Annotated in this window: 20 protein-coding genes; 12 read left to right on the top strand and 8 right to left on the bottom strand. The window is 66.4% G+C overall.

Annotated features, from left to right (window positions below; translation table 11 throughout):
• Positions 1 to 22 precede the first annotated feature (22 nt).
• Complete coding sequence (locus L880_RS0102985; protein ID WP_027474401.1) at positions 23 to 769, top strand: sulfurtransferase; 747 nt, start codon at positions 23 to 25, stop codon at positions 767 to 769.
• A gap of 15 nt (positions 770 to 784) precedes the next feature.
• Here L880_RS0102985 and L880_RS0102980 read toward each other — a convergent pair whose 3' ends face one another.
• From L880_RS0102980 to L880_RS0102970, 3 genes are all read right to left on the bottom strand, one after another.
• On the bottom strand, positions 785 to 1,669 hold the full coding sequence (locus L880_RS0102980; RefSeq protein WP_027474400.1) for a pirin family protein: 885 nt from the start codon (positions 1,667 to 1,669) through the stop codon (positions 785 to 787).
• Between the two features lie 71 nt (positions 1,670 to 1,740).
• The gene (locus tag L880_RS0102975; RefSeq protein ID WP_027474399.1) at positions 1,741 to 2,295 is read right to left on the bottom strand and encodes a flavodoxin family protein; all 555 of its coding nucleotides are present in this window, start codon (positions 2,293 to 2,295) and stop codon (positions 1,741 to 1,743) included.
• A 42-nt stretch (positions 2,296 to 2,337) separates the two neighbouring features.
• Positions 2,338 to 3,042, bottom strand: a complete 705-nt coding sequence (locus L880_RS0102970) for a pirin family protein (RefSeq protein ID WP_027474398.1) — start codon at positions 3,040 to 3,042, stop codon at positions 2,338 to 2,340.
• 99 nt (positions 3,043 to 3,141) lie between these two features.
• On the opposite strand from L880_RS0102970, the gene L880_RS0102965 reads away from it, so the two are divergent.
• The 5 genes from L880_RS0102965 to L880_RS0102945 all read left to right on the top strand — a co-directional run bounded on the left by L880_RS0102965 (position 3,142) and on the right by L880_RS0102945 (position 8,489).
• Positions 3,142 to 4,101: a LysR family transcriptional regulator gene (locus tag L880_RS0102965; protein WP_027474397.1), complete on the top strand. Its 960-nt coding sequence runs from the start codon at positions 3,142 to 3,144 to the stop codon at positions 4,099 to 4,101.
• A gap of 133 nt (positions 4,102 to 4,234) precedes the next feature.
• The gene (locus tag L880_RS0102960) at positions 4,235 to 5,332 is read left to right on the top strand and encodes an NAD(P)/FAD-dependent oxidoreductase (protein ID WP_027474396.1); all 1,098 of its coding nucleotides are present in this window, start codon (positions 4,235 to 4,237) and stop codon (positions 5,330 to 5,332) included.
• A 39-nt stretch (positions 5,333 to 5,371) separates the two neighbouring features.
• The gene (gene gluQRS, locus L880_RS0102955; protein ID WP_027474395.1) at positions 5,372 to 6,283 is read left to right on the top strand and encodes a tRNA glutamyl-Q(34) synthetase GluQRS; all 912 of its coding nucleotides are present in this window, start codon (positions 5,372 to 5,374) and stop codon (positions 6,281 to 6,283) included.
• Positions 6,284 to 6,403: 120 nt separating this feature from the next.
• On the top strand, positions 6,404 to 7,186 hold the full coding sequence (gene trmB / locus L880_RS0102950) for a tRNA (guanosine(46)-N7)-methyltransferase TrmB (RefSeq protein ID WP_027474394.1): 783 nt from the start codon (positions 6,404 to 6,406) through the stop codon (positions 7,184 to 7,186).
• Positions 7,187 to 7,466: 280 nt separating this feature from the next.
• Positions 7,467 to 8,489, top strand: a complete 1,023-nt coding sequence (locus L880_RS0102945) for a GGDEF domain-containing protein (RefSeq protein WP_027474393.1) — start codon at positions 7,467 to 7,469, stop codon at positions 8,487 to 8,489.
• A gap of 80 nt (positions 8,490 to 8,569) precedes the next feature.
• On the opposite strand, the gene L880_RS34170 is transcribed toward L880_RS0102945, so the two are convergent.
• Positions 8,570 to 11,590: a bifunctional diguanylate cyclase/phosphodiesterase gene (locus L880_RS34170; RefSeq protein WP_051443016.1), complete on the bottom strand. Its 3,021-nt coding sequence runs from the start codon at positions 11,588 to 11,590 to the stop codon at positions 8,570 to 8,572.
• 183 nt (positions 11,591 to 11,773) lie between these two features.
• On the opposite strand from L880_RS34170, the gene L880_RS0102935 reads away from it, so the two are divergent.
• A complete protein-coding gene (locus L880_RS0102935; protein ID WP_027474392.1) occupies positions 11,774 to 12,544 on the top strand; it encodes a class II aldolase/adducin family protein in 771 nt (256 codons plus the stop codon).
• Between the two features lie 41 nt (positions 12,545 to 12,585).
• Here the strand turns inward: L880_RS0102935 and L880_RS0102930 are convergent, their stop codons facing one another.
• The 4 genes from L880_RS0102930 to L880_RS0102915 all read right to left on the bottom strand — a co-directional run bounded on the left by L880_RS0102930 (position 12,586) and on the right by L880_RS0102915 (position 19,319).
• Complete coding sequence (locus L880_RS0102930) at positions 12,586 to 13,836, bottom strand: sensor domain-containing diguanylate cyclase (RefSeq protein WP_043328375.1); 1,251 nt, start codon at positions 13,834 to 13,836, stop codon at positions 12,586 to 12,588.
• A 6-nt stretch (positions 13,837 to 13,842) separates the two neighbouring features.
• Complete coding sequence (locus tag L880_RS0102925; RefSeq protein ID WP_084460967.1) at positions 13,843 to 14,949, bottom strand: ABC transporter substrate-binding protein; 1,107 nt, start codon at positions 14,947 to 14,949, stop codon at positions 13,843 to 13,845.
• Between the two features lie 205 nt (positions 14,950 to 15,154).
• A complete protein-coding gene (gene alaS / locus L880_RS0102920) occupies positions 15,155 to 17,776 on the bottom strand; it encodes an alanine--tRNA ligase (protein WP_027474389.1) in 2,622 nt (873 codons plus the stop codon).
• A 124-nt stretch (positions 17,777 to 17,900) separates the two neighbouring features.
• Positions 17,901 to 19,319, bottom strand: coding sequence for an aminotransferase-like domain-containing protein (locus L880_RS0102915; RefSeq protein WP_027474388.1), 1,419 nt, complete (start codon positions 19,317 to 19,319; stop codon positions 17,901 to 17,903).
• Positions 19,320 to 19,705: 386 nt separating this feature from the next.
• Here L880_RS0102915 and gabT point away from each other — a divergent pair, with 386 nt between their 5' ends.
• The 5 genes from gabT (at position 19,706) to L880_RS0102890 (ending at position 25,366) form a co-directional block, all read left to right on the top strand.
• Positions 19,706 to 20,998 (top strand): 4-aminobutyrate--2-oxoglutarate transaminase, encoded by a 1,293-nt coding sequence (gene gabT / locus L880_RS0102910; RefSeq protein WP_027474387.1) that lies wholly within the window; start codon positions 19,706 to 19,708, stop codon positions 20,996 to 20,998.
• Positions 20,999 to 21,031: 33 nt separating this feature from the next.
• The gene (locus L880_RS0102905) at positions 21,032 to 22,120 is read left to right on the top strand and encodes an ABC transporter ATP-binding protein (RefSeq protein ID WP_027474386.1); all 1,089 of its coding nucleotides are present in this window, start codon (positions 21,032 to 21,034) and stop codon (positions 22,118 to 22,120) included.
• A 69-nt stretch (positions 22,121 to 22,189) separates the two neighbouring features.
• On the top strand, positions 22,190 to 23,227 hold the full coding sequence (locus L880_RS0102900; protein WP_027474385.1) for an ABC transporter substrate-binding protein: 1,038 nt from the start codon (positions 22,190 to 22,192) through the stop codon (positions 23,225 to 23,227).
• A gap of 49 nt (positions 23,228 to 23,276) precedes the next feature.
• Positions 23,277 to 24,530, top strand: a complete 1,254-nt coding sequence (locus L880_RS0102895) for an ABC transporter permease (protein WP_051443015.1) — start codon at positions 23,277 to 23,279, stop codon at positions 24,528 to 24,530.
• Positions 24,531 to 24,547: 17 nt separating this feature from the next.
• Positions 24,548 to 25,366, top strand: a complete 819-nt coding sequence (locus L880_RS0102890) for an ABC transporter permease (RefSeq protein WP_027474383.1) — start codon at positions 24,548 to 24,550, stop codon at positions 25,364 to 25,366.
• Positions 25,367 to 25,375 lie beyond the last annotated feature (9 nt).

Raw genomic sequence — 25,375 nt, 5'->3', positions numbered from 1 at the left:
CCAGGCCCCGTGGGCTTCTACAATGCGCGCCGTGAACACCCAGGTCCTCAACATCTCCTGCTACAAGTTTGTGCCGCTGCCCGATGCGGCCCAGCTGCGCGATCAATTGGCCGAACAAACCCAGCGCCTGGCGCTGCGCGGCACCATCCTGCTGGCCGAAGAAGGCATCAACTTCTTTCTGGCCGGGTCCGCCGAGGCCGTGCGCGAGGTGGTGGCCACCCTGCGCCAGGACCCCCGCCTGGCCGATCTGGCGCCCAAGGAGAGCTGGTCGGACCACCAGCCGTTTCGCAAGATGCTGGTCAAGGTCAAGCGCGAGATCATCCGCATGAACCACCCCACCATCCGCCCGGCCGAAGGGCGTGCGCCCGCCGTCACACCGGCCACGGTGCGCCGCTGGCTGGCGCAAGGCCATGACGACGAAGGCCGCCCGGTGGTCACCCTGGACACCCGCAATGCCTTCGAGGTGGACCACGGCACGTTTGAAGGCGCGGTGGATTGGCGCATCAACAAGTTCACCGAATTCCCCGACGCCTTGCGCGCCCACAAGGCCGATCTGCTAGGCAAGACGGTGGTGAGCTTCTGCACAGGCGGCATCCGCTGTGAGAAGGCGGCCATCCTGATGCGCGAGGAAGGCCTCCCCCATGTGTACCAGCTCGAGGGCGGCATCCTCAAGTACTTCGAGGAAACCGATGGCGCCCATTACCAGGGCAGTTGCTTTGTGTTTGACGAGCGCGAGGCGCTGGCGCCGGATCTGTCACCGCTGCGCTGACTCCGCGCCTCCGTTTCAGTGCCCCGGTCGCTGGGGCTGCTCGATGCGCTCGGTCTCGCCGGGCACCTGACCCATGCCGGCTTCAGCACGGCCTTGTGCCCAGTCCAGCTCGGCCTGCTCGATGCGGGCCTTCGAGGTCGAGACGAAATTCCAGCGGATGTGGCGGTGCCCCAGGGGTTGGCCACCCACCAACACCCAGCGACAGCCTTCAGGCCCGGCCTGCAGGTCCAGCGAGCCCTGCGGCACCACCAGTTGCTGCAAAGGCAAGGCCTGATCGCCCGCCAGCAAGCCGCCCTGCACGGCATACAAGGCCTGCTCCTGCGCCAGCAAGGGGAGGTGAAAGGTGGCACCGGGCGCCATCTGCACATCCAGGTACAGCGTGGGCGACAGGGTCTGCACCGGTGAGCGCTGGCCGAAGGCCTCACCCACCAGCACGCGCACCTGCACACCGGGGTATTGAATTTCAGGCAACGCTTCGGCCGGGGTGTGGACAAAGCTCGGCGTCACGTCTTCCAGCGCTTCGGGCAGGGCCACCCACAGCTGCAAGCCGTGCATGGCATAAGACTGGTCTGCCAGGTCGGGCGGGCGGCGTTCGGAGTGGACGATGCCGCGGCCGGCCGTCATCCAGTTGATCGCACCGGGCTCGATGCGTTGCTCAAAGCCCAGGTTGTCGCGGTGGATCTGTGCGCCTTCGAACAGGTAGGTCACCGTGGCCAGCCCGATGTGCGGGTGCGGGCGCACGTCGAACTGGTCGGCCGGCTGCACCTGCACCGGGCCGAAGTGGTCAAAAAACAGGAAGGGCCCCACGGCCTGACGCTGCGCCGCGGGCAAGGCGCGGCGCACCAGAAAGCCGCCACCCAGGTCTTTGGTGTGGGGCGAGATCGCGGTCCAGGCCGTCATGGGCTGTGCTCCTTGTGAAATCAACGAAAGGCCTGCGCTCCACCGGGTGGCAGGCCCCAGACTGGCAACGCTTACTTGGCCAGGCGGGCCGCAGCGGCCGCCACGCGGGCACCGAAGGCCTTGGCACCGTCCAGGTCGCCCTGCGGCATTTCGGCGGGCGAGCTGTCCGAGGGGCTTTGGGCCATGGCGCCCAGCGAGGCACCCAGCACGTTCGAGTCGTTGCGCTGAGCGGCCTTGCTGTTGCTCGGCAACTCGCCCAGGCCCACCCACAGGCCGCCATGCTGCATGGCCAGGGTCATCAGGTATTGCAGGGTGCTTTGCTTGTCGCCGTTCAGCGAAGCGCTGTTGGTGAAGCCGGCAAACAGCTTGTCCTTCCAGGCGCGGGTGAACCAGGCCTTGGAGCTGGCGTCGGCAAACTTCTTGAACTGCCAGCTCACCGAGCCCATGTAGGTGGGCGAACCGAAGACGATGGCGTCGGCAGCGTTCAGAGTGTCCCAGCCGCCTTCGGGGAGGTTGCCCTCGGCATCGATGGCCAGCAGGGTGCCGCCAGCGCCTTCGGCCACCGATTGCGCCAGGCGCAGGGTGTGACCATAACCCGAGTGGAAAACAACAACGACTTTTGCCATGAAAGACTCCTAGGTTGAGAAAAATGAATTCTGCCGCCCGGCTCAGGGCGCCAGATCGAACACCAGCACCTCGGCATCGCTGCCGTGGCTGAGGGTCAACTGGTTCTCGTGCTCCAGCAGCAGCGCGTCGCCACCTTCCAGCATCTGGCCATTGGCCAGCAGACGGCCACGCACCAGGTGCACATAGGCCTTGCGGCCCGGTTGCAGCGCGAGGGTGGCCTGCTCGGCCTCCCCGTCGAACATGCCGGCATGCAGGCTGGCATCGGCATGCAGCCGCACCGAGCCCTGGGCACCATCGGGCGAGGCCACCAGGCGCAGGCGGCCGCGCTTGTCGGCGTCCGAAAACGCTTTTTGCTCGTAACCGGGCTCGATGCCCTGCACATCGGGCAGGATCCAGATCTGCAGAAAGTGGGTGTTCTGGCCCGGCGCGTGGTTGAACTCGCTGTGGGTCACGCCGCGGCCTGCACTCATGCGCTGCACCTCGCCGGGGCGGATGCCTTTGACGTGGCCCATGCTGTCCTGGTGGGCCAGTTCGCCGCTCAGCACATAGCTGATGATCTCCATGTCACGGTGACCATGGGTGCCAAATCCGGTGCCCGGCGCAATGCGGTCTTCGTTGATCACCCGCAGATTGCCCCAGCCCATGTGGCGGGGGTCGTGGTAGCCGGCGAAAGAGAAACTGTGGAAGGACTTCAGCCAGCCGTGATCGGCATAACCTCTTTCCCCTGATTTGCGAACGCTGAGCATGGTGTGCATCTCCTGAGGCTGAACTTTAGGGCCCGCCCCAGCCTCTGCAATGCGCGGTGATTGATGGCATCATTCATTTTTTTTGAATCGACGGTGGCCATGCCCTCCACGAAACCCACGGCCCGCGATGTCCTCACCCCCGATGCCCTGGGCATGCTGAAGGAGATCGCGCAGAGCGGCAGCTTTGCCGCTGCGGCGCGCCAGCTCAATCTGGTGCCCAGCGCCCTCACCTACCGGGTGCGCGCCATCGAAGATGCGCTGGACGTGCTGCTGTTCGACCGCAGCAGCCGCCAGGCCCGCCTGACCGAGGCCGGGCAAGAGCTGCTGCGCGAAGGCGCGCGCCTGCTCGACGAGATCGACGCCGTGGCCAACCGCGTCAAACGCGTGGCCACCGGGTGGGAGCCGCAGTTCACCGTGGCCGCGGATGGTGTCATCACCCGCGGCACCCTGCTGGAGTTGACGGGCGATTTCTTCCAGCTCAACCCGCCCACCCGCCTGCGCATCCGCGACGAGATCATGACCGGTACCTTGCAGGCCCTGGTGCTGGGCCATGCCGATCTGGCGCTGGGCGTGATCATGGATGGATCCACCCCCAGCGACATCCAGCAACGCGAGCTGGGCACCATGCAGTTCATCTACGTGGTGGCACCGCACCACCCCCTGGCCAAGGTGCAGGAGCCGCTGTGCGACGACCTGATCCGGCAACACCGCGCGGTGGCCGTGGCCGACTCGAGCCAACGTGGCCGCGGCATGACCGTGAACCTGCTGCCTGGCCAGGACGTGTTCACCGTGCCCACCATGCAGGCCAAGGTCGAAGCCCAGTTACGCGGCCTGGGTGCGGGCTTCCTGCCTGAATCCATGGTGCGCAACTACCTCGATGCCGGCATGCTCATCCACAAACCCCTGGAGCGGGCCTCGCGCCCAATGCGCTGCAGCTACGCCTGGCGCGCCAGCCCCGGCCAACGCCCCGGCCGGGCCCTGCAATGGTGGCTGGACCGTCTGGAATCGGCCGCCACTTGCCAGGCCCTGCTGGAGCAGCCCCGGCATGTGGTGCGCTGACAACCAGGCTGCGACGGCACGCCGGGGGTGGGAAAGCCCTGAAGCCCGCAGCGCAAAACGCTGATCCAACTCGCCCGGAAGGCCCGCCAATTGGGTTAGGCTTTGTGACGTCCTCATTGATCGGAGACTCAGCATGGCAAAACGCCCTCGAAGCTCGACCGGCCCGCGCAAGAAGCCGGCCCCACCCACCCTGGTGCCCCAACGCATTGCCATCGTGGGCGCCGGCATGGCCGGCATCACCTGCGCCCGCACCCTGGCCCAGGCGGGGCACGACGTCACCGTGTTCGAGAAAAGCGCCGGCGCCAGTGGCCGCATGGCCAGCACCGACACGGCCTTTGGCAGCTTCGACACCGGCGCCCAATACTTCACGGTGCGCGACCCCCGCTTTGAATTGGCGTTGGCCACCGCGCCCAACGCCGCCCGCCGCTGGAGCGCCAACGCCGTGCGCATCCTCGATGAACACGGCCAGGTCAGCTCCCCCAGCCTGCCCCACCCCGAACCCCATTGGGTGGGCGTGCCGGCCATGAACCGCCTGGTGCGCGACTGGGCCGCCCCCTTGCAAGCCCAGGGGCGGCTGCTCACCCAGACCCGGGTGAGTGCCCTGCAACGCGACACCCTGCAACCCCAGCGCTGGCAATTGCACACCGCCGGTGACGACGGCAGCAGCCAGGTGCATGCCGGCTTTGATGCCGTGCTGCTGGCCCTGCCCGCGCCCCAGGCCGCCGAACTGCTGGCCGCCGTGCCCAGCGCCGGCGCCCTGGCCGAAGCCCTGCAGCCCGTGACCATCGCCCCCTGCTGGACCCTGATGCTGGCCTTCCCGCAGGCGGTGCAACCGGGCCTGACCACCCTGGGCCCGCAGTGGAACGCTGCCCGCAGCACCCACCACCGCATCGCCTGGCTGGCCCGCGAGTCGTCCAAGCCCGGGCGCAGCCAGATCGAGCGCTGGACCGTGCAGGCCAGCGATGTCTGGTCGAGCGAACACCTGGATGACAGCGCCGAGCGCGTGCAGGGCAAGCTGCACCGCGCCTTTGTCGACGTCACCGGCATCCATGCCGAGCCCAGCCACATCGCCCTGAAGCGCTGGAAACACGCCAAAACCCTGAAGGCGCTGGGCCAGACCCACCTCTGGGACCCGGCCAACGGCATCGGCCTGTGCGGCGACTGGTGCCTGGGCCACCGGGTGGAAGACGCCTTTGTGTCCGGCCTGAGCCTGGCACTCTCGCTGAGCTGAGCTGCCCCTGGGGCAGCCCTGCAGCCGCCCCCGCCTGCCATGCCCCTGCCCCCTGGCGGCTACATCGGCCGCTTTGCCCCCTCCCCCACCGGCCCCCTGCACGCCGGCTCGCTGGTGGCCGCCCTGGCCAGCTGGCTGGACGCCCGAGCCCATGGCGGGCAGTGGCTGGTGCGCATCGAAGACATCGACCCCCCTCGCTGCAGCCCGGGCGCCGACCTGTTTCTGCTGCAGCAACTGGCGGCCTGCGGCCTGCACCCGGACCAGCCACCCGTGTGGCAATCCCAGCGCCACGCCCTGTACGCCAAGGCCTTGCAGCGCCTGATCCAGGCCGGCCTGGCCTATGGCTGTGCCTGCACCCGCAAGGAGATCGAAGCCGCCTTGCAGGCCCAGGGCGTGCAACGGGCCCGGCACCAGCAGGCCGTCTACCCGGGCACCTGCCGCCAGGGCAACCCTGGCCGCGCCGTGCGGGCCTGGCGGCTGGAGGTGGAAAAGATCCCCGGGGCCACCGACCTGCACTGGCAAGACCGGCGCCTGGGCCCCCAAGCCCAGAATGTGGCCACCGAAGTCGGCGACTTTGTGCTGCAACGGGCCGATGGGCTCTGGGCCTACCAATTGGCCGTGGTGGTGGACGACGCCGCCCAGGGCGTGACCGACATCGTGCGCGGCGCCGACCTGTGCGACAACACGGCGCGCCAGATCCTGCTGCAACGCGCACTGGGCCTGCCCACGCCGCGCTACCTGCACACCCCGCTGGTGCTGGATGAGCGCGGCGAGAAGTTGTCCAAGCAACACGGCGCACCCGCCATCGACACCCGCAGCGCGGCCAGTTGCCTGGCGGCACTGCGCCAGGCAGCCCAGGCGCTGGGTTTGCCCGATGAACCCACGTCCGATACCGGCATCAGCGATCAATTGCTCAGGTGGACCGCCATGTGGCGGGCCCGCTGGGGCTGAACAGGCCTGAATGGGCGCAGACAGCGCCCGCTTGCCTACAATCTCACTCCATTTGGCGCCCTGTTTGCGCCTCGATCGCGCTCTGATCGCGCCCGGCCCTGCGCCTGAAACCCCGACACCATGCAAGAACACCCAGAAAACACCGCCCCCGTGGCCCCCCAAGCAGCGACCGAAGCGATTGGCACGGCCTCAGAGGCCCAGCCCGCCGGCGCCCCGGCCGGCGTGGCCTTTCCCAAGACCATCAAGAGCTTTGTGCGGCGCGCCGGCCGCACCACCACCGGCCAGGCCAAGGCCTTTGAACTGCTGGGCCCGCGTTTTGTGCTGCCCTACCGCGCCGCACCTCTGGACCTGAATGAGGCCTTCGGCGCACCCGGCCCGGTGGTGCTGGAGATCGGCTTCGGCATGGGCGACGCCACGGCCCACATCGCGGCCCTGATGCCAGACACCCATTTCCTGTGCTGCGAAGTGCATGAACCCGGTGTGGGGGCGCTGCTCAAGCAGGTGGGCGAACGTGGCTTGAGCAACATCCGCATCCTGCAGCACGACGCGGTCGAAGTCATCGACCACATGCTGCCGCAGGGCGTGCTCGAAGGGGTGCACATCTTCTTTCCCGACCCCTGGCACAAGACCAAGCACAACAAGCGCCGCCTGATCCAGCCACCACTGGTGGCCAAGTTGGCGGCTCGTTTACGCCCCGGCGGCTACCTGCATTGCGCCACCGACTGGGAGCCCTATGCCGAGCAGATGCTGGAGGTGCTGGGCGCGGACCCCCTGTTGCGCAACCGCCAGGCCAGCGGCGGCTACGCCGATCGCCCGGCGTACCGCCCCGAGACCAAGTTCGAGCGCCGTGGCCTGCGCCTGGGCCATGGGGTGTGGGACCTGGTGTTCGAGAAGGTCAGCTGACAGCTTGTGCCTCGGCGTGAGCCGCCCCGGGGATGCGCCCGGAGCTGCCAGACGGGCATAGACACAAAGCCGCGGGCAACGCCAGAGCCTGGTGCATTTTTGCGACAGAACCACCCGATTTCGAACAAATCTCAGGACAGCTCGGCACGGCACAAGCGTGCTTTTACAAAAACTGGCTACCATCGCGCCTCATCCATCTTCTGCCGGGATTGAAACGGATCCGCCCCCTTCGGCCCGGCTCGAACTCGTCATTTCCCCTTGTGTGCAACCGGTTTTGACAATGAATCCACTTTTGCAGCATCTGGTCGAGATCACGGGCCACCGTGATCATGCCCGCCTGGAAATCTCGGTCATTTCAGCCTTGCACCAATTGGGCAATGTCAAAGAGGTCCGTGCGCTGGAGGTGGTGACCATTGGGGAGGAAACCTTTGTTCGCCCCAAAGCCTGGATCAACGACGGCGCACTGCAGTCCATCGAAGACCCGCAACACGCCGAGATCCCGCGGCTGCCCCTGCTGGCCTATCCGGCGCTGGCCGCCTGCATCGCCGACAAGTCGGCAGGCCGTGAAGAGCGCTCGGCCAGTGGCGAATACGAACTGTGGCTGCCGGTGTGGCTGCAGGAAAAGGTGGTGGCCTGTCTCGAAATCCGAAACGACCAGGCCTTTGGCCAGGACACGCTCAACGTGATCCATGGCATCTTCCACGTCTACCGCAACTACCAGAGCCTGCTCGATTACAGCGAGCGCGATGCCCTCACCGGCCTGTTCAACCGCAAGACCTTTGACGCCGAGTTCTCCCGCCCGGGTCACAGTCCGAACACCCCAGGCGCGCATGCGGCCACCGACGAAGACAGCCCGAGGCATTGGCTGGCCGTGGTCGACATCGACCATTTCAAGCAGGTCAACGACCGCTTCGGGCATTTGTACGGTGACGAGGTGCTGATCCTGATGGCCAACCTTTTGCGCGCGTCTTTCCGCGCCCAGGACCGCATCTTCCGCTTCGGGGGTGAGGAGTTTGTGATCCTGTTGCGCTCGGCCACGCTGGCCACGGCCCGGCAGATCTTCAACCGCTTTCGCCAGACGGTGGAGCACCATGATTTCCCTCAGGTCGGTCGCGTCACGGTGAGCCTGGGTTTCGTGAGCACTCACGAAGGATCGGCTGTCGAGATCCTGGGGCATGCCGACCAGGCCTTGTACTACGCCAAGGAACATGGCCGCAACCAGGTCTGCCACTACCACGAGCTGATCAGCACCGGCCAGTTGAAAAAGCAGACACAGGACCACGCCGAGGTGGAACTGTTCTGAGGCCTGTGGTAGCGCTGCATGGCAGCCTCACAGCGCCCCGAAAAGGGCTGCACCCCGGGTCTGCGCCTCAGGCCTGAACCTCAGACCTGCAGGCTGGCGCGGGTCTCACACCAGGTTTGCAGGTCTGTTGCCGACACGGGTTTGCTGAAGTAATAGCCCTGCATGTTGCAGCAGCCGAAGGCGACCAGAAAATCTGCCTGCTCCCGGCTTTCCACGCCCTCTGCGATCACCTCCAGTTGGAGGTGATGCGCCAAATCGATGATGGCCGTGATGATGGCCATGTTCTTCGGGCTGGCCTGGTAGGCATCGACAAAGGACTTGTCGATCTTCAGCACGTCCACCGGCAGACTCGCCAGGTAGGCCAGGCTGGAGTAGCCGGTGCCGAAGTCATCGATGGCGATGCGCACCCCCAGCGCCTTGAGGGCATGCAGCACCCCGGCCATGGCCTCCATGTTCTGCATCAGACCGCTTTCGGTGACCTCGATCTCCAGCAGGGCCGGCGGCAGGCCGGTGCGCTGCAACACCTGCTGTACCTCGGTCACAAAGCCTGGATCGGCCAGCTGTCGGATCGAGGCATTGACCGCCATCGGCGCCCTGAGCAGGCCCAGACCGCACAGCCGGCTGGCCTCTTCACAGGCCATGCGCAGGATGTGGCGCCCGATCTCGATGATCTGCCCGCTTTCTTCGGCCACCGGGATGAACTGGGCCGGCGACACGCGCTGCCCCGACCAGGACCAGCGCGCCAGCGCCTCCACCCCGACGACCTGGTCGGCGCTGAAATCGACCTTGGGCTGGTACTCGAGAAAGATCTCGCCATGCCCCAGGGCCGCCTTCAGCGCCTGCTCCTGCTGCAGGCGCAGATGGGCCGCCACCCCCAGCTCACGCGTGAAGTAATGGAAGCGGTTGCGCCCGGCATTCTTGGCCGCATAGAGCGCGGCATCGGCGTGCTTGGCCAATTCATCGAAGTTGCTGCCATCGGCCGGGAACAGGGCGATGCCGATGGTCACGGACACATTGAGCTCCCGGCCCTGCACCACGAAGGGCTCGCTGCACAGGCGCAGCAGCTTGCGGGCCAACTGGCTGGCCTGGGTCGCATCCTTCAGGCCGGTCTGCAAGATCACGAATTCGTCACCGCCCTGGCGGCTCAGGGTATCGGAATGGCGCATGGCGCTGGACAGGCGCCGCGCGAAGTCCACCAGCAGGCGGTCGCCCACCTCATGGCCCAGTGAGTCGTTGACGGTCTTGAAGCGGTCCAGATCGAGGTACATCACCGCCACCTGCTCCTGCTCGCGCTCTGCGAGCCGGATGGCCTGCTCGGCCCGGTCGTAAAGCATCAGCCGGTTGGGCAGGCCCGTCAGCGCATCATGCTGGGCCAGGTGGGCCATGCGGATGGCCATCGAACGCATCTCGCTGACATCGTGGAACACCATCACCGCACCGATGATCTCGCCGTGCCGGTCCTTGATCGGCGCGGCGGAGTCTTCGATGTCAAAGCGCTGACCATCGCGCCTGACCAGGGCCGTGTCGGCCGCCAGGCCCACGGTGTCCTGCAACTCCAGCGCAAGCCGCACCGGGTTGCGCAAAGGGCTGCCGTCAACCGAGTTGACGATGGGCATCACCGCCTCCACCGGTTCACCGCGCGCCAGGTCGAGGCGCCAATCCGTCATCAACTCTGCGACCGGGTTGAGGTAGGTCACCCGCCCGGCCACATCCACCGTGATCACCGCATCGCCGATTGAGCTCAGTGTGACCCGGAAGCGCTCCTTTTCCTCGAACACCTGGCTTTCGGCCTGCTTGCGGTCGGTGATGTCCATCAGCTGGGCAAAAATGCCCGCCACCCGCCCGTCCCGGAGATCCGGGGCCAAGGACACCAGCAGGGTGCGCAGCAGACCATCGGGCAGCTTGACGGGCCACTCGAAAGTTTGCGCTTCACCCGCCAGGGCCAGCTGGATGTAGGGGCCATAGCGGTGCATCAGGGCTGGGCCGACCACATCGGGCAGGGTCTGCCCGCGCAACACCTCGGGCAGCAGGCCGAACAGGTCGCGGTGCAGGTGGTTGGCAAACAGGTTGCGCAAGTCCCGGTCCCAGTAGCTGATCAGGGACGGCAGGTGGTTGACGATGGTTCGCAAGTGCCCTTCGGCATGCGCCAGCAACTGCGATACCTGCTGGCGATGCCGCAGCTCGCGCTCGAACAACAGCACCAGGCCCAGGCAACCCGCCACCAACAACAGGGTCACGCCGCCCGTGCTGGCCACGCGCTGCCACCAGCGCGACTCGACCACGCTCACCGGGCGCATCAGCACCAAGCGCAAGGGTGCGTCATCGAGCTGCAGGTAGCTGACCAGACGGGGCACGCCATCGCCCGCCAGATCCGAACGAAAGCTGCCCAGGCTTGCGGGCCCCTGCGGGCCCTGCTCCGGCCAATTGAGACTGCCACTGAGCGAGTTGCCCCCAGGGCTGGCAGCCCCGGCCAGCCGCGTGCCGTCGCGGTGTTCCAGCCAGAGCATCGAGTCGTCCTCCAGGGCCGCGCCGTCCAGCAGCCCCTGCCATTGGGCCAGTGGCACCAGGCCCACCACGACACCCGCAAAGCGGCCCTGTTCATCCTGCAGCCGCCGACTCAGTGCCAGAGAGGGGATTTTTTTGAGTTGGCTGACAAAGGGGTGGCTGATGTAGAGCGCGTCATGGTCGGCGCGCCCTTGCATCTGAAAATAGTCGCGCTCCGTGGCCACCACAGGGCGAGCCGTCAACCCTGCGCTGTCAGCGACGGCGCGGCCTGTCGCGTCCAGCACCAGGGTGGCCGCAAAGACGGGCTCGGCGACCCCCTGCTTGAACAGCAGGCGCTGACGCAGCTCAGGGCCCAAGCGCTGCAGCCCCGGGTCTTGCCAATCATCGCGGACAGCCCTGAGCAGGCGGTCGCCCTGGCTCACGTTGCGCGCCAGTTCATGGCTCAACTGGGACAGGACTCTTGCATCGTGCTCGGCCACCCGCACCCAGGTCTCACGCAGATCGGTGCGCGCCCAGTGCACCGACAAGCCTGCCATCGTCAGCGCCAGGCACAAGGCCATCAGCAACAGCCAGCGGGAGGTGATGGGACGGAGCATGGTGGGTAAATGGACGCCAGGGGCGGATTCTAGGGATGGGGCCTGTTGTCACATTGATGCCCATCAAGCTCCGACCAAGCGGTCGGCACAAGACCGGCCAGGCACTGTCAAATCCTTGACATGGGCTGGCGCAGGCCTGGGGCAAGATGCGGCACCCCCATCGGGGGCTCTTCAGGAGAAACCATGAACATCCCCTCCCTGCAGCAGCAGGTCAGTGCCGAAGAATGGCAATTGCGTGTCGATCTGGCCGCCTGCTACCGCCTGGTGGCAGCCTATGGCTGGAGCGATCTGGTATTCACCCACATCAGTGCCAAGCTGCCCAGCTCGGTGGCGGGCGATGAACACCAGTTCCTGATCAACCCCTATGGCCTGATGTTCGATGAGATCACGGCCTCCAGCCTGGTCAAGGTGGACATGCAGTGCAACAAGCTGCACGACAGCCCCTTCCCGGTCAACCCGGCGGGTTTCGTGATCCACAGTGCCATCCACGAAGCCCGGCCCGAGGCCGGCTGCGTGCTGCACACCCATACCCGGGCGGGCGTGGGGGTGAGCGCGCAAAAGCACGGCATCCTGCCGCTGAGCCAGCAATCCACCTTCGTGCTGAGCTCGCTGGCCTACCACGACTACGAAGGGGTGGCGATCCGCGACGATGAGAAAACCCGGCTGCAAGCCGATCTCGGCACCGCCAACTACCTGGTGCTGCGCAACCACGGGCTCTTGACCGTGGGGCGCAACATCCCGGAGGCCTTTCTGGCCATGTACACCTTCGAGAACACCTGCCGGATCCAGATCGACGCGCTGGCCGGCGGCAGTGAGGTGGTCTCGGTCAACCCCGCCATCCTCGACGGCGTGGCGCACGCGATGAAAGTCCAGACCAGCGGCCTGGGAGGCCAGTTTGTCTGGCCCTCGTTGCTGCGCAAGCTGGAACGCCTGGATCCCAGCTACAAGACCTGATCCCGAATCGACCGCCCCGCACCTGCCCAGCCTGGGGCAGATCAACCGCTCACTTCGACGCGGTCACGCCCTTCGTTCTTGGCGTGGTAGAGCATGGCATCGGCGCGGGCGAGCAAGTCAGCCACCCCCTCGTCCGGTCCGCACTGGGCCACGCCGAAGCTGGCGGTGCGCGCAATGACCATGCCCTCCCAGATCGCAGGCTGGGAGGCGACGAATTCGCGCAGGCGCTCAGCCGCCTGGCGCGCATGCACCAGGTCACTCTCGGGCAGCACAATCAGAAATTCCTCACCACCATAGCGGGCCACCCAGTCAACCTGGTTGCGCAACTGGCCCAGCAGCAAGGTGCCAAAGTCGCGCAGCACGGCATCGCCTGCCGCGTGGCCGTGGGTGTCGTTGATGGTCTTGAAATGGTCGATATCGGCAAAGATCACCGACAGAGGCCGCCCATAACGACGCGCCCGCTCGATCTCTGAAGGCAGACGCTCCTCGATCACGCGGCGGTTGAAACACCCGGTCAGCGCATCGGTGATCGACAGCCGGTGCACCTCGCCGATCAGCTTCTCCAATTGCTGGGTCCGCTCGGCCACCAGGCCATCAAGGTTGGCGATGTGGCTTTGCAGCTCACCCTGAAGCTGGCGAAAGCCCTGGGTCACCAGGTCGATCTCATCGAGGTGATCACTGCGGGCCCGGTCCAGGACCAGCGGGCGTGAGATCTCCTGCGGCTTGAGTTCAGAGGCGAAGCGCGCAATCTGCTGCAGGGGTTGCTGCAGGTCACGCCGCAGCATCCAGGCCACGACCAGGCAGAGCAAGGCCGTGAAGACGCCGTAGCCTGCCGCAATGGTCAGCGTGTTGGCCAGGATCTGGTGGTACAGATAGCCCGGATCAACCCAGAGCTGCAACTGGCCCACGGGCTTGCCGCCCTGAGGCGACACGATCTCAAGCATGTGCGTCGGCGGCGTATCGCCCCCTACCTCGGACGACAGGGCGCCCGCCTCGAAGACCTGGCCGGTGCTGGCCAGCACCCGGGCGCGGCCGATCTCGGGCAGACCCGCCAGCCAGTTCATCTGGCGCTGGATCACCTCGGGCTCGATGTCCCACAGCGACAGCGACAGCATCGGCAGGCTGTTGTCGGCGATTTCGGAGACCGCATGCTCCACCTGTGCCTGGCTGCTGCGGTACGCCAGGCCGGCTTGCAGCAAGGTCATGGCCAGCAGGCAAAGCCCGGCCAGCAGCACGATGCGCCGGATCAGCGTCGCGGCGATCGAACGGTAATGAGGCTGATTCAAAGACATGTCGGCTTAGCGTAACAGGTCGCCAACGTCAAAATCGTAATGGGTCAGGCGCGGATTCAGCACCCGGCTGTAGCGCCTGAAATCCAGCACCGTGTGGTCGCCCGCAAACCGTTGCATGAAGCGCTCCGCCAATGGCGGCGTGAAAAGGATGAACATGGGCAGCACCAACTCCAGGCCTTCCGATGGGGCGAAGTCACGCCCTTTGGCATGGTCGTGGATCATGACCAGCGCCCAGGCACCCGCCATGAAATGCCCCCCCGCCAGCGCGGAGAGTTCGCCTGAGCGCACCGCCTTGAGGGCTTCGGTGGAGGTGTTGACGCCGCTGAACAGCACGTCCTTGCCCGGCACATCGGCGTGCTCCCGCCAGGCCTGCATGGCGCCAAAGGCCATCTGGTCACTGCCTGCCCAGACCAGGCGCGCGTCCGGGTGCCTGCGCACCAGCCACCGCGACTTGTTCAAGGCCGTCTCGCGGCTCCAGTTGGCATACACGATCTGGTCCAGCACCACATCGGAGGCCTCGGCCAGGGCGCGTTGCAGACCGGCATTGCGGGCCGCCGAACTGGGCGTGGAGCGGTCGCCAGCGATGGCGATCACGTGCAGCAGGCCGTCAGCCCCCCGCAACTGCGCAGCACGGCCCTTCTCGATCAACATCTTGGCGGTGAGGTAACCCGCATCCTCGGCCCGGGGCTCCAGGGTGCCCAACCAGAAATCGTACTTTTCACGCGGACCACCGGTCAGACGGCGGTCTGCACCATGGATGCCACTGAAGGCCATCATGGCCTTGATGCCCGAGCCGTTCAGCAGGCGCAGGATCTCGGGCCCCGTCGCATAGTCATTGGAGAACACCACGTAGTCCGGTCTCTGGGCAACCGGGCGGGCGGCCAGCGATGCCGCGATCTCCAGCGCCTTGAGGTGATCACGCTCGGCGAACTTCACCTCCAGCTGCAGGCCCAGGCTGCGTGCTGCCTGCACCATCGCCGAGGCGGCCGCCACCCAATAGGCTTCGTTGCTGCGCCCCGGGTTGATGAAAGTCACCGACACGGCCTGCGCCGGCCCGAGCAGGCCCAGCGCGATCAGCAGCAGCAGAAAGAGGCGGTACAGAGCGGCAGGCACGACAGGGATCCATGAGAGGGTCTGCCCCTTGCCCCGGCAAGGTTTAAAAGGGCAAGTGCAATAGCAAGGGCGAGGAAGGCGCAAGGCCATGGGCCGCATTATGGGCACGGAGGCCAGGGGCGCCACAGGGCAAGCCCCAGCCCTGCAGGCCTGGGGCTCTTCACGGGGATGAAGAACCCCGGCAGCCTCCCTGCCCTGAGCCGCCTCAGGCGCGCTCGGCCACCCAGGCCTGCACCGAGGCCAGGGCCTTGGCCAGGCCGGAGGCATCGGTGCCGCCCGCCATGGCCATGTCAGGCTTGCCGCCGCCCTTGCCGCCCACTTGCTGGGCCACAAAGTTGACCAGTTCGCCGGCCTTGACCTTGCCCACGCTGTCGGCCGTGACGCCGGCAGCCAATTGCACCTTGCCACCGTCCACGGCGGCCAGCACGATGGCGGCGGTCTTGAGCTTGTCTTTGAGCTTGTCCAGGGTGTCGCGCAGGGTCTTGGCATCGGCGCCGTCGAGCAAGGCGGCCAGCACCTTGATGCCCTTGACGTCCACCGCCTGGCCCATCAGCTCGTCGCCTTGCGAAGAAGCCAGCTTGCCCTTGAGCGCCGCCACTTCCTTCTCAAGGGTCTTGACCTGGTCCAGCACCTGGGTGATGCGGCCTTGCAGCTCGGCAGCCGGGGCCTTCAAAGTGCCTGCAGCCTGGTGCACCGTGGCTTCGAGGTCTTGCAGGTAGGCCAGCGCATTGGCGCCGGTGACGGCTTCAATGCGGCGCACGCCCGCGGCCACGCCGCTCTCGGCCACCACCTTGAACAGGCCGATGTCGCCCGTGCGCTGCACGTGGGTGCCACCGCACAGTTCGCGGCTGCTGCCGATGTCGAGCACGCGCACGGTCTCACCGTATTTTTCGCCGAACAGCATCATGGCGCCGGTCTTCTGGGCCGACTCGATGTCCATCACCCGCGCCTGCGTCGGCGCGTTGGCGAGGATCTCGGCATTCACCTGGGCCTCGATGGCACGGATCTGTGCATCGGTCACCGGGGCATTGTGGGCAAAGTCGAAACGGGTGCGCTCGGCGTTGACCAGCGAGCCCTTTTGTTGCACGTGATCGCCCAGCACTTCGCGCAAGGCCTTGTGCATGATGTGGGTGACCGAGTGGTTGCGCATGGTGGCGGCGCGCACGGCCGTGTCCACGGCCGCTGTCACGTGGTCGCCCACGGCCAGGGTGCCGGCCTCCAGCGTGCCGTGGTGGCCGAACACATCGGCCTTGATCTTCAGGGTGTCGCCCACGGCAAAGGTGGCCGAGCCGCTGCTGATCACGCCTTCATCGCCCACCTGACCACCGCTTTCGGCGTAGAAGGGGGTGGTGTCCAGCACCACCACACCGGTCTGGCCAGCCTTCAGTTCGGCGGCCGGCGTGCCGTCCACGTACAGGGCCACCACCTTGGCCGGGGCTTCGAGCTTGTCGTAGCCCACAAAGGTGTTGCCGGCGCCGGTGTACTCCAGGGCGCGGTCCATCTTGAACTTGCCGGCCGCGCGGGCCTGGGCCTTTTGCTTGTCCATGGCCAGCTTGAAGCCGTCTTCATCGACCGCCACATCGCGCTCGCGGCACACGTCGGCCGACAGGTCGAGCGGGAAGCCGTAGGTGTCGTGCAGCTTGAAGGCCACCTCGCCCGGCAGGGTCTTGCTGCCGTCAGCCAGCGCGGCGTCCAGGATTTCCATGCCATTGGCCAGGGTCTCGAAGAAGCGCTCTTCTTCGGCCTTCAGCACTTCGGTGATGCGGGCCTCGTCGCTCTTGAGCTTGGGGTAGGCGTCGCCCATCAGCGCCACCAGGTCTTTGACCAGCTTGTGGAAGAACGGGGTCTTCTGGCCCAGCTTGTAGCCGTGGCGGATGGCACGGCGCACGATGCGGCGCTGCACGTAGCCGCGGCCTTCGTTGGAGGGGATCACGCCATCGCTGACCAGGAAGGCGGTGGCACGGATGTGGTCGGCGATCACGCGCAGGCTCTTGTTGCCCAGGTCTTTCTCGCCGGTTTCGCGCGAGGCGGCCTTGATCAGCGTGTCGAAGATGTCGATCTCGTAGTTGCTGTGCACGTGCTGCAGGATGGCGGCCAGGCGCTCCAGGCCCATGCCGGTGTCCACGCAGGGGGCCGGCAGCGGCTTGACCGAGCCGTCAGGCTGCATGTCGAACTGCATGAACACGTTGTTCCAGATCTCGATGTAGCGGTCGCCGTCGGCGTCGGGGCTGCCCGGAGGGCCGCCCGGGATTTCGGGGCCGTGGTCGTAGAAGATCTCGCTGCAGGGGCCGCAGGGGCCGGTGTCGGCCATCATCCAGAAGTTGTCGGAGGCGTACTTGGCGCCCTTGTTGTCACCGATGCGCACCACGCGCTCGGGCGGCAGGCCGATTTCCTTCGTCCAGATGTCGTAGGCCTCATCGTCGTCGATGTACACGGTGGCCCACAGCTTGTCGGCCGGCAGCTTGTAGACCTCGGTCAGCAGCTCCCAGGCCCACTTCAGCGACTCGCGCTTGAAATAGTCGCCAAAGCTCCAGTTGCCCAGCATTTCGAAGAAGGTGTGGTGGCGCGCGGTGTAACCCACGTTTTCCAGGTCGTTGTGCTTGCCGCCGGCACGCAGGCAGGCCTGGACGGAGGCCGCACGCACATAGGGGCGCTTGTCGGTGCCCAGGAACACGTCCTTGAACTGCACCATGCCCGAGTTGGTGAACATCAGCGTCGGGTCGTTGCCCGGCACCAGCGAGCTCGACGCCACCACGGTGTGCCCCTTGGAGGCGAAGAAATCGAGGAAGGTCTTGCGAATCTGGGCGACGGTGATAGGTGTGCTCATGGGGTGCGAAGAGAGGGTTCGGGTTGGATATCCGGCCGAAGGCCCCGGTCACTGTGCCGGGCCAAACAGCGGATTATAAGATTCGGCGGCCTGCGACTGCCTCAGGGACGGGCCTCACTGGGCCTCACTGGGCTACTTGGCGCCCCAGCTCGATGCGCTGGGCCAGAAACTGCCACAGGCGCTCGTCCTGGCAGAAGGCCACATTGAAGCGCAGCCAGCCGGTGGGCCGCGGCTCGACCAGGAACAACTGCCCCGGCCCGAGCATGATGCCGGCGGCCGTGGCCTCCTTGGACAGCTCGGCGCTGTCGGGCAGATCGGGGTGGCGGGCCCACAGGTACATGCCGGCCTCGGGCTCGTGGAACAGCTCAAAGCCCAGGCTGTCCAGGCGCCGCCCCACCTGCCGGTGGGCCTCGCCCAGGCGGTCGCGCAGCGACTTGAGGTGCTTGCGCCAGCGCCCGTCGGTGATCACGCCGAAGGTCACCCGCTCGGCAATGTCCGACGAGGTCAGGCCGGCCACCATCTTGAGCTGCACGAACTCGCCCAGCATGTCGGGCCGCGCCAGCAGGTAGCCCACGCGCAGATTGGGCGAGATGGTCTTGGAATAGCTGCCGATGTAGACCACCCGGCGCAACTGGTCCAGGCTGGCCAGCGAGGAACGTGAGGTGCCGTCCATGTCGGCGTACAGGTCGTTTTCGACCAGCACGAAATCATGCTGCTCGGCCAGTTGCAGCAACCGGTGCAGGTGCGCCACCGAGGCCAGCGAGCAGGTCGGGCTTTGCAGCCGGGGCTGGGTGAAGAAGGCCTTGGGCTTGTGCTGCTGCACCAGCGCCTCGAGCGCCGGCAGGTCGTAGCCCGTGGGGGTGCGCGGCACGCCGATGAGCTGGGCGCCCGCGAATCGCAGCATGTAGAGCAGGTTGGGGTAGGCCGGGTCGTCCACCAGCACGGCGTCGCCGGGCTTGAGCAGGCAGCGCGCCACCAGGTCCAGCGCCTGGCTGGAGCCGTGCGTGAGCAGCACCTGGTCGGCATCGACGGTGATCTGATGCTCGGCCAGCGACTCGGCAATCATCATGCGCAAGGCCATGTGGCCCGAGGGCAGGCCATAGCCGTCCAGTTCGGGGCCATCGGTGGAGAGCTGCCTCAGGCTGCGCCGAACCGCGTCACCGAACAACCAGTCGTGTGGCAGCCAGCCACAGCCGGGCTTCATGGGCAGGTTGCGGTTCTCGAAGATCTGCTTGAGGTACCAGCGTGCATCAAAGCGCGGCGCCTCACGCTGGGCCTGTCCGGCCACCGCAGGGGCCCCGCCCTCGTCGCGCCGCTTCACAAAGAAGCCGGCATTGGCGCGCGACACCAGCCAGCCCTGGGCCACCAGGCGGTCATAGGCCTCGACCACGGTGAACACACTCACGCCATGGGCTGCGGCAAAGGCCCGGATCGAAGGCAGCTTGCTGCCCGGCTTGATGACCTGACCGGCGATCAGGCCACGCAAGCCATCGACGATCTGGCTCACGAGTGGGGTCTGGAGATCGGTACGGAGTGTGAGCATCAAAAAAACAGAGGACCCGGATCGGAAAAACACGGCGCCAGGGGATCACTGGCCTGGCGATTGCCAACGAGAAGTCTAACCCCCAAGTTCGCCAATACACCGATTCAGGCCGCCGGTACGGGAATGCCCCAAAGCGGGGCCTTGATCACGGGCAAAACCAAGGGTTAACCCGAGATTCAGAATCCCTTCATGCCCCAGGCCGGCGCATGGGCAGCCCGCAGCGCCCCTCTTTTGCGCCACAGCGGTGCAAGGCACCAGATCAGGGATTCCATGTACAGGAAACACGACCTGCACAGTGCATCCAAAACTCGAAGTGTGTGTACATGGTTCAAAACAGAAACGGTCCGTAAAGTCCGCCCATCTGTTCAACAAACCGCCAGAGAACCATGAAGTCAGAACGCCATTTCACCAACGCCGCCCTTCTTGCCCGCCGCCAGGCCGCCGTCGCCCGCGGCGTGGGCCAGTCGCATGAGATCTTCATCCAGAAGGCCGAAAACGCCGAGTTCTGGGACGTGGAAGGCCGCCGCTTCATCGACTTCGCCGGCGGCATCGCCGTGCTCAACACCGGCCACCTGCACCCCCAGGTGATCGCCGCCGTGCAGGCCCAGCTGGCGCTCTACACCCACACCTGCTTCCAGGTGGTGGCCTACGAACCCTATGTTGAGGTGTGCGAGCGCCTGAACACCCTGGCCCCCGGCGACTTTGCCAAGAAGAGCCTGCTGCTGACCACCGGTGCCGAAGCGGTTGAAAACGCCATCAAGATCGCCCGTGCCCACACCCGCCGCCCCGGCGTGATCGCCTTCACCGGTGGCTACCACGGCCGCACCAACCTGACCCTGGGCCTGACCGGCAAAGTGGCCCCCTACAAGGTCGGCTTCGGCCCCTTCCCGGGCGAGATCTACCACGCCCTGTTCCCCAACGAACTCCATGGCGTGAGCGTGGCCGACGCCCTGCACTCGGTGGAGCTGATCTTCAAGAACGACATCGAACCCCAGCGCGTGGCGGCCTTCATCGTCGAGCCCGTGCAGGGCGAAGGCGGCTTCAACGTGGCCCCGCCCGAGTTCATCTCCGGCCTCAAGGCCCTGGCCGAGCGCCACGGCATCCTGCTGATCGCCGACGAAGTGCAGACCGGCGCCGGCCGCACCGGCACCTGGTTTGCCTGCGAGCAATGGCCTGTGGCCCCCGACCTGATCACCACCGCCAAGTCGTTGGCCGGCGGCTTCCCGCTGTCGGGTGTAGTGGGTCGCGCCGAGGTGATCGACGCCCCCGCCGCCGGCGGCCTGGGCGGCACCTATGCCGGCAGCCCGGTGGCCTGCGCCGCCGCCCTGGCCGTGATCCAGGCCTTTGAAGACGAGAAGCTGCTGGAGCGCAGCAAGACCCTGGGCCAAAACTTGCAAGCAGGCTTGCGCCGCATCGCCGAAAGCGAAACATCGATTGGCGATGTGCGCGGCCTGGGCGCCATGGTGGCGATCGAGCTGTTCGAGAACGGCGACAAGAGCCGCCCCGACGCCAACCTGACCAAGAACGTGGTGGCCGAAGCCGCCCGCCGCGGTCTGGTGCTGTTGTCTTGCGGCACTTACGGCAACGTGATCCGCATCCTGGTGCCCCTGACTGCCTCCGATGCCCTGATTGAAGAAGGCCTGGCCATTTTGGCCGAGAGCTTCAAATCTCAGCGCTGATCCTTCACGCCCTACTCTGCCTTCCCCAAAAACATGTCTCAAGCAGAACCCCTGGTGCGCTTCTCCGGCGTGCAAAAGACCTACGACGGCGAACAGCTCGTGGTGCGCGATCTGAACCTGGACATCCAGCGCGGCGAATTCCTGAGCCTGCTGGGGCCTTCAGGCTCGGGCAAGACCACGACGCTGATGATGCTGGCCGGCTTCGAGTCGCCCACTGCGGGTGACATCCTGCTGGACGGCCGTCAGATCACCGGCACGCCGCCGCACAAGCGCAACTTCGGCATGGTGTTCCAGAACTACGCCCTGTTTCCCCACCTCACCGTGGGGCAGAACGTGGCCTACCCGCTGACGGTGCGCAAGGTGCCCAAGGACGAGCAGGCCCGCCGCGTGGCCAAGGCGCTGGACATGGTGCGCCTGGGCGGCATGGCCGATCGCCTGCCGGCCCGCCTCTCGGGCGGCCAGCAGCAGCGCGTGGCCCTGGCCCGCGCCCTGGTGTTCGAGCCGCAGCTGGTGCTGATGGACGAGCCGCTGGGCGCGCTGGACAAGCAACTGCGCGAGCACATGCAGATCGAGCTGAAGGAGCTGCACCGCCAACTCGGCGTGACCTTCGTCTACGTGACCCACGACCAGGGCGAGGCTCTGACCATGAGCGACCGCGTGGCCGTGTTCAACGAAGGCGTGATCCAGCAGCTGGCCCCGGTGGAAGACCTGTACGAGGCCCCGAGCAACCGCTTTGTGGCCGGCTTTGTGGGCGACAGCACCGTGCTCAAGGGCAGCCTGCAAGGTGGCGACACCCTGCAGCTGGCCGACGGCCAGCGCCTGCAAGGCCTGAATGTGAACGGCGTGGCCAACGGCGCCGCGGTGGAGGCCTGTGTGCGGCCCGAGCGCATCGTGCTGCACCTGGGCTCGGCCGCGCCGGTACCCAACTCGCTGGCCGCCACCGTGGCCCGCGTGATCTATTACGGCGACCACCTGCGCCTGCTGTGCTCGCTGGGCGAGGGCCAGGCCGAAGCCACCGTCAAGCTGCCCCTGACCCGCGCCGACAGCAACCCCCATCCGCAAGCCGGTGAGGCGGTGCGGCTGGAGTTCCCGGCCGCGGCCACCCGCCTGTACGCGGTGTGAGCCCGGCCACCTGTTTTTTTCGTGCTCCCTCTCTCTAGAACCTCAACTTCCAACAAAGGAAAACGTGCCATGAAAAAGAGCCTGATCCCCTGCGCAGCCGCCGCCCTGGCCGCCTGCCTGGCCCTGCCCAGCTTTGCCGAGCAGCAGTTGACCATCGTCAACTTCGGCGGCGCCAATGCCAACGCCCAGAAGAAGGCCTATTACGAGCCCTTCGAAAAGACCGGCGTCAAGGTGGTGCCGGTGGAATACAACGGTGAGCAGGCCAAGATCAAGGCCATGGTCGAAACCAAGAAGGTCACCTGGGACGTGGTGGAAGTCGAATCGCCCGACGCCGTGCGCGGCTGCGACGAAGGCCTGTTCGAAAAGCTCGACTACAGCAAGCTCGCCGACAAGGCTGATCTGCTGCCGGCCGCCGTCACCGAGTGTGGCGTGGGCGTGTTCGTGTGGTCCACCGTGATGGCCTACAACGGCGACAAGCTCAAGAGCGCCCCCAGCAGCTGGGCCGATTTCTTTGACACCAAGAAGATCCCTGGCAAGCGCGGCATGCGCAAGGGTGCCCGTTACAACCTCGAATTCGCTTTGCTGGCCGATGGCGTGAAGCCCGGCGACGTGTACAAGGTGCTGGCCACCAAGGAAGGCGCCGACCGCGCCTTCAAGAAGCTGACCGAACTCAAGCCCAACATCCAGTGGTGGGAAGCCGGCGCCCAGGCGCCCCAGTTCCTGGTGGCCGGTGACGTGGTGCTGAGCACGGTCTACAACGGCCGCATCGACGCCGCCAACCGCGAAGGCCGCAACCTGAAGATCTACTGGCCCGGCGGCATTTACGACCTGGACTACTGGGTCATCCCCAAGGGCGCACCGAACAAGGAACTGTCGCAAAAGTTCATCGCCTTCGGCCTGCAGGCTGCCAACCAGGCCGTGTACGCCCAGAACATCGCCTACGGCCCGACCAACAGCAAGGCCCTGGCCAAGCTCGACAAGAAGGTGCTGGACGACCTGCCCACCTCGGCTGCCAACGCCAAGGAAGCCCTGCAGTTCAACGTGAGCTTCTGGGCCGACCAGGGCGAAGCCCTCGAAAAGCGCTTCGCTGCCTGGGCCACCCAGTAAGCCCACCTGAGCCTGAGCCACACTGACTGAGAGACGGAGCCGATTCACCATGGCAGAACCCATCCGAGCCGCCATTGCCCCGGGCGAAGAGCCCGGCGCACTGCGCAAAGCCCTATCCCGAGCCGAAGCGCGCCGCCAGTGGCGGGCCTTCGGACTGACCCTGCCCTTGCTGGTGTTTCTGCTCCTGACCCTGCTGGTGCCGATCGTCGCGCTGCTGCAGCGCGCGGTCGAGAACCCTGAGGTGGCCAACGCCCTGCCCCAGACCATCCGCGCGCTGGATGGCTGGAACGGGCGCGAAGCCCCCTCGGCCGCGGCCTATGGTGCCCTGGTCAAAGACCTGGCGCACCTGCCCGACAGCGCCGACGCCGGCCAGCTGGCGCGCCGCCTCAACACCGAGGTGGCCGGTGCCCGCTCGCTGGTGATGGGCGCCTACCGCGCCCTGCCCTTCGAGGGCAGCGACGCCGACATCCAGGCCCGCCTGCTGCAGGCCGACCCGCGCTGGGGCGAGGCCCCGTTCTGGCAGGCGATTGCCAAGAACGGCTCGCGCTGGACGCCCGACTACCTGCTGGCCTCGCTGGACCTCAAGCGCGACACCGAGGGCGCCATCGAGCGCATGCCCGAAGAACAACGCGCCTTTGGCGCCATCCTGCTGCGCACCTTCCACATCAGCCTGGTGGTGACGATCTGCTGCCTGCTGCTGGGCTACCCGCTGGCCTGGTGGCTGGCCTCGCTGCCCGAGCGCTCGGCCAATGTGCTGATGATCCTGGTGCTGGTGCCGTTCTGGACCTCGATCCTGGTGCGCGTGGCCGCCTGGATCGTGCTGCTGCAGTCCGAAGGGCTGGTCAACAGCGGCCTGATGGGCCTGGGCCTGATCCACGAGCCCCTGCCCCTGCTGTTCAACCGCACCGGCGTGGTGATCGCCATGGTACACATCCTGCTGCCCTTCATGATCCTGCCGCTGTACAGCGTGATGAAGAACGTGCCCCCCACCTACCTGCGCGCCGCCGTGTCGCTGGGCAGCGCGCCGCTGGCCGCCTTCTTCCGCGTCTATGTGCCGCAGACCTACCCGGGCATCGGCGCCGGCGCCCTGCTGGTGTTCATCCTGTCGATCGGTTACTACGTGACCCCGGCCCTGCTGGGCGGCGCCGACGACCAGATGCTGAGCTACTACATCGCCCGCTACACCAACGTCGAGGTGAACTGGGGCATGGCCTGCGCCCTGGGCGCCATCCTGCTGGGCGCCACGCTGGTCCTGTATGGCGTGTACCGCCGCATGGGCAAAGCAGAACTCAGTCTGGGTTGAAGCCCAAAGAGATGAACATGATCAAAATGCCTGAATTCCCCCTGTACGCCACCGCCGCCGACAAGGCCGGCTGGTGGGCCGTGCGACTGCTGTGCGTGGCCGTGCTGGTGTTTCTGCTGGCCCCCATCCTGGTGATGGTGCCGCTGTCGTTCTCGGACAGCTCGTTTCTGGCCTACCCGATCCCGGGCTGGTCGCTGAAGTGGTACCGCAACCTGTTCGAATCGACCGAATGGGCCCGCGCCACGCGCAACAGCTTCATCGTGGCGCCGGCCGCCACGCTGCTGGCCACCTCGCTGGGCACGCTGGCGGCGGTGGGCCTGTCGCGCGCCACCTTCCCGTTCAAGGGCCTGCTGATGGGCGTGCTGATCGCGCCCATGGTGGTGCCCATCGTGGTGGTCGGTGTGGCCACCTACCTGTACTTTGCACCGCTGGGCCTGGCCGACAGCTACTTCGGCCTGATCATCGTGCACGCCGCCCTGGGCGCGCCCTTTGTGCTGACCACGGTGCTGGCCACGCTGGCGGGCTTCAACCATAACCTGGTGCGCGCCTCGCTGAGCCTGGGCGAAACCCCGTTCAACACCTTCTTCCGCATCACCCTGCCGGTGATCGCACCGGGCGTGATCTCGGGCGCGCTGTTCGCCTTCGCCACCTCGTTTGACGAAGTGGTGGTGACGCTGTTCCTGGCCGGGGCCGAGCAGGCCACGCTGCCGCGCCAGATGTTCACCGGCATCCGCGAGAACATCTCGCCCACGATTGCCGCCGTGGCCACGCTGCTGATCTGCTTCACCACCGCCTTGCTGCTGGCCCTGGAATGGCTGCGCGGGCGCAAGCGCTGAGACAGGAGC

Origin of the sequence: Curvibacter gracilis ATCC BAA-807, assembly GCF_000518645.1 — a bacterium.
In the GTDB taxonomy this organism is placed as follows: domain Bacteria; phylum Pseudomonadota; class Gammaproteobacteria; order Burkholderiales; family Burkholderiaceae_C; genus Curvibacter; species Curvibacter gracilis.
The sequence above is the reverse complement of the archived record's forward strand: the minus strand, read 5'-3'. Positions and strand labels throughout refer to the sequence as shown.

Excerpts from the sequence above, each read along its gene's own strand:
- L880_RS0102905 (WP_027474386.1), top strand. The coding sequence starts at position 21,032 with ATGTCTCAAGCAGAACCCCTGGTGCGCTTCTCCGGCGTGCAAAAGACC.
- alaS (WP_027474389.1), bottom strand. The coding sequence starts at position 17,776 with ATGAGCACACCTATCACCGTCGCCCAGATTCGCAAGACCTTCCTCGAT.
- L880_RS0102900 (WP_027474385.1), top strand. The coding sequence starts at position 22,190 with ATGAAAAAGAGCCTGATCCCCTGCGCAGCCGCCGCCCTGGCCGCCTGC.
- L880_RS0102930 (WP_043328375.1), bottom strand. The coding sequence starts at position 13,836 with ATGTCTTTGAATCAGCCTCATTACCGTTCGATCGCCGCGACGCTGATC.
- L880_RS34170 (WP_051443016.1), bottom strand. The coding sequence starts at position 11,590 with ATGCTCCGTCCCATCACCTCCCGCTGGCTGTTGCTGATGGCCTTGTGC.
- L880_RS0102890 (WP_027474383.1), top strand. The coding sequence starts at position 24,548 with ATGATCAAAATGCCTGAATTCCCCCTGTACGCCACCGCCGCCGACAAG.
- L880_RS0102935 (WP_027474392.1), top strand. The coding sequence starts at position 11,774 with ATGAACATCCCCTCCCTGCAGCAGCAGGTCAGTGCCGAAGAATGGCAA.
- L880_RS0102975 (WP_027474399.1), bottom strand. The coding sequence starts at position 2,295 with ATGGCAAAAGTCGTTGTTGTTTTCCACTCGGGTTATGGTCACACCCTG.
- L880_RS0102895 (WP_051443015.1), top strand. The coding sequence starts at position 23,277 with ATGGCAGAACCCATCCGAGCCGCCATTGCCCCGGGCGAAGAGCCCGGC.
- L880_RS0102965 (WP_027474397.1), top strand. The coding sequence starts at position 3,142 with ATGCCCTCCACGAAACCCACGGCCCGCGATGTCCTCACCCCCGATGCC.
- L880_RS0102980 (WP_027474400.1), bottom strand. The coding sequence starts at position 1,669 with ATGACGGCCTGGACCGCGATCTCGCCCCACACCAAAGACCTGGGTGGC.
- L880_RS0102960 (WP_027474396.1), top strand. The coding sequence starts at position 4,235 with ATGGCAAAACGCCCTCGAAGCTCGACCGGCCCGCGCAAGAAGCCGGCC.
- gabT (WP_027474387.1), top strand. The coding sequence starts at position 19,706 with ATGAAGTCAGAACGCCATTTCACCAACGCCGCCCTTCTTGCCCGCCGC.
- L880_RS0102985 (WP_027474401.1), top strand. The coding sequence starts at position 23 with ATGCGCGCCGTGAACACCCAGGTCCTCAACATCTCCTGCTACAAGTTT.
- trmB (WP_027474394.1), top strand. The coding sequence starts at position 6,404 with ATGCAAGAACACCCAGAAAACACCGCCCCCGTGGCCCCCCAAGCAGCG.
- L880_RS0102915 (WP_027474388.1), bottom strand. The coding sequence starts at position 19,319 with ATGCTCACACTCCGTACCGATCTCCAGACCCCACTCGTGAGCCAGATC.
- gluQRS (WP_027474395.1), top strand. The coding sequence starts at position 5,372 with ATGCCCCTGCCCCCTGGCGGCTACATCGGCCGCTTTGCCCCCTCCCCC.
- L880_RS0102970 (WP_027474398.1), bottom strand. The coding sequence starts at position 3,042 with ATGCTCAGCGTTCGCAAATCAGGGGAAAGAGGTTATGCCGATCACGGC.
- L880_RS0102945 (WP_027474393.1), top strand. The coding sequence starts at position 7,467 with ATGAATCCACTTTTGCAGCATCTGGTCGAGATCACGGGCCACCGTGAT.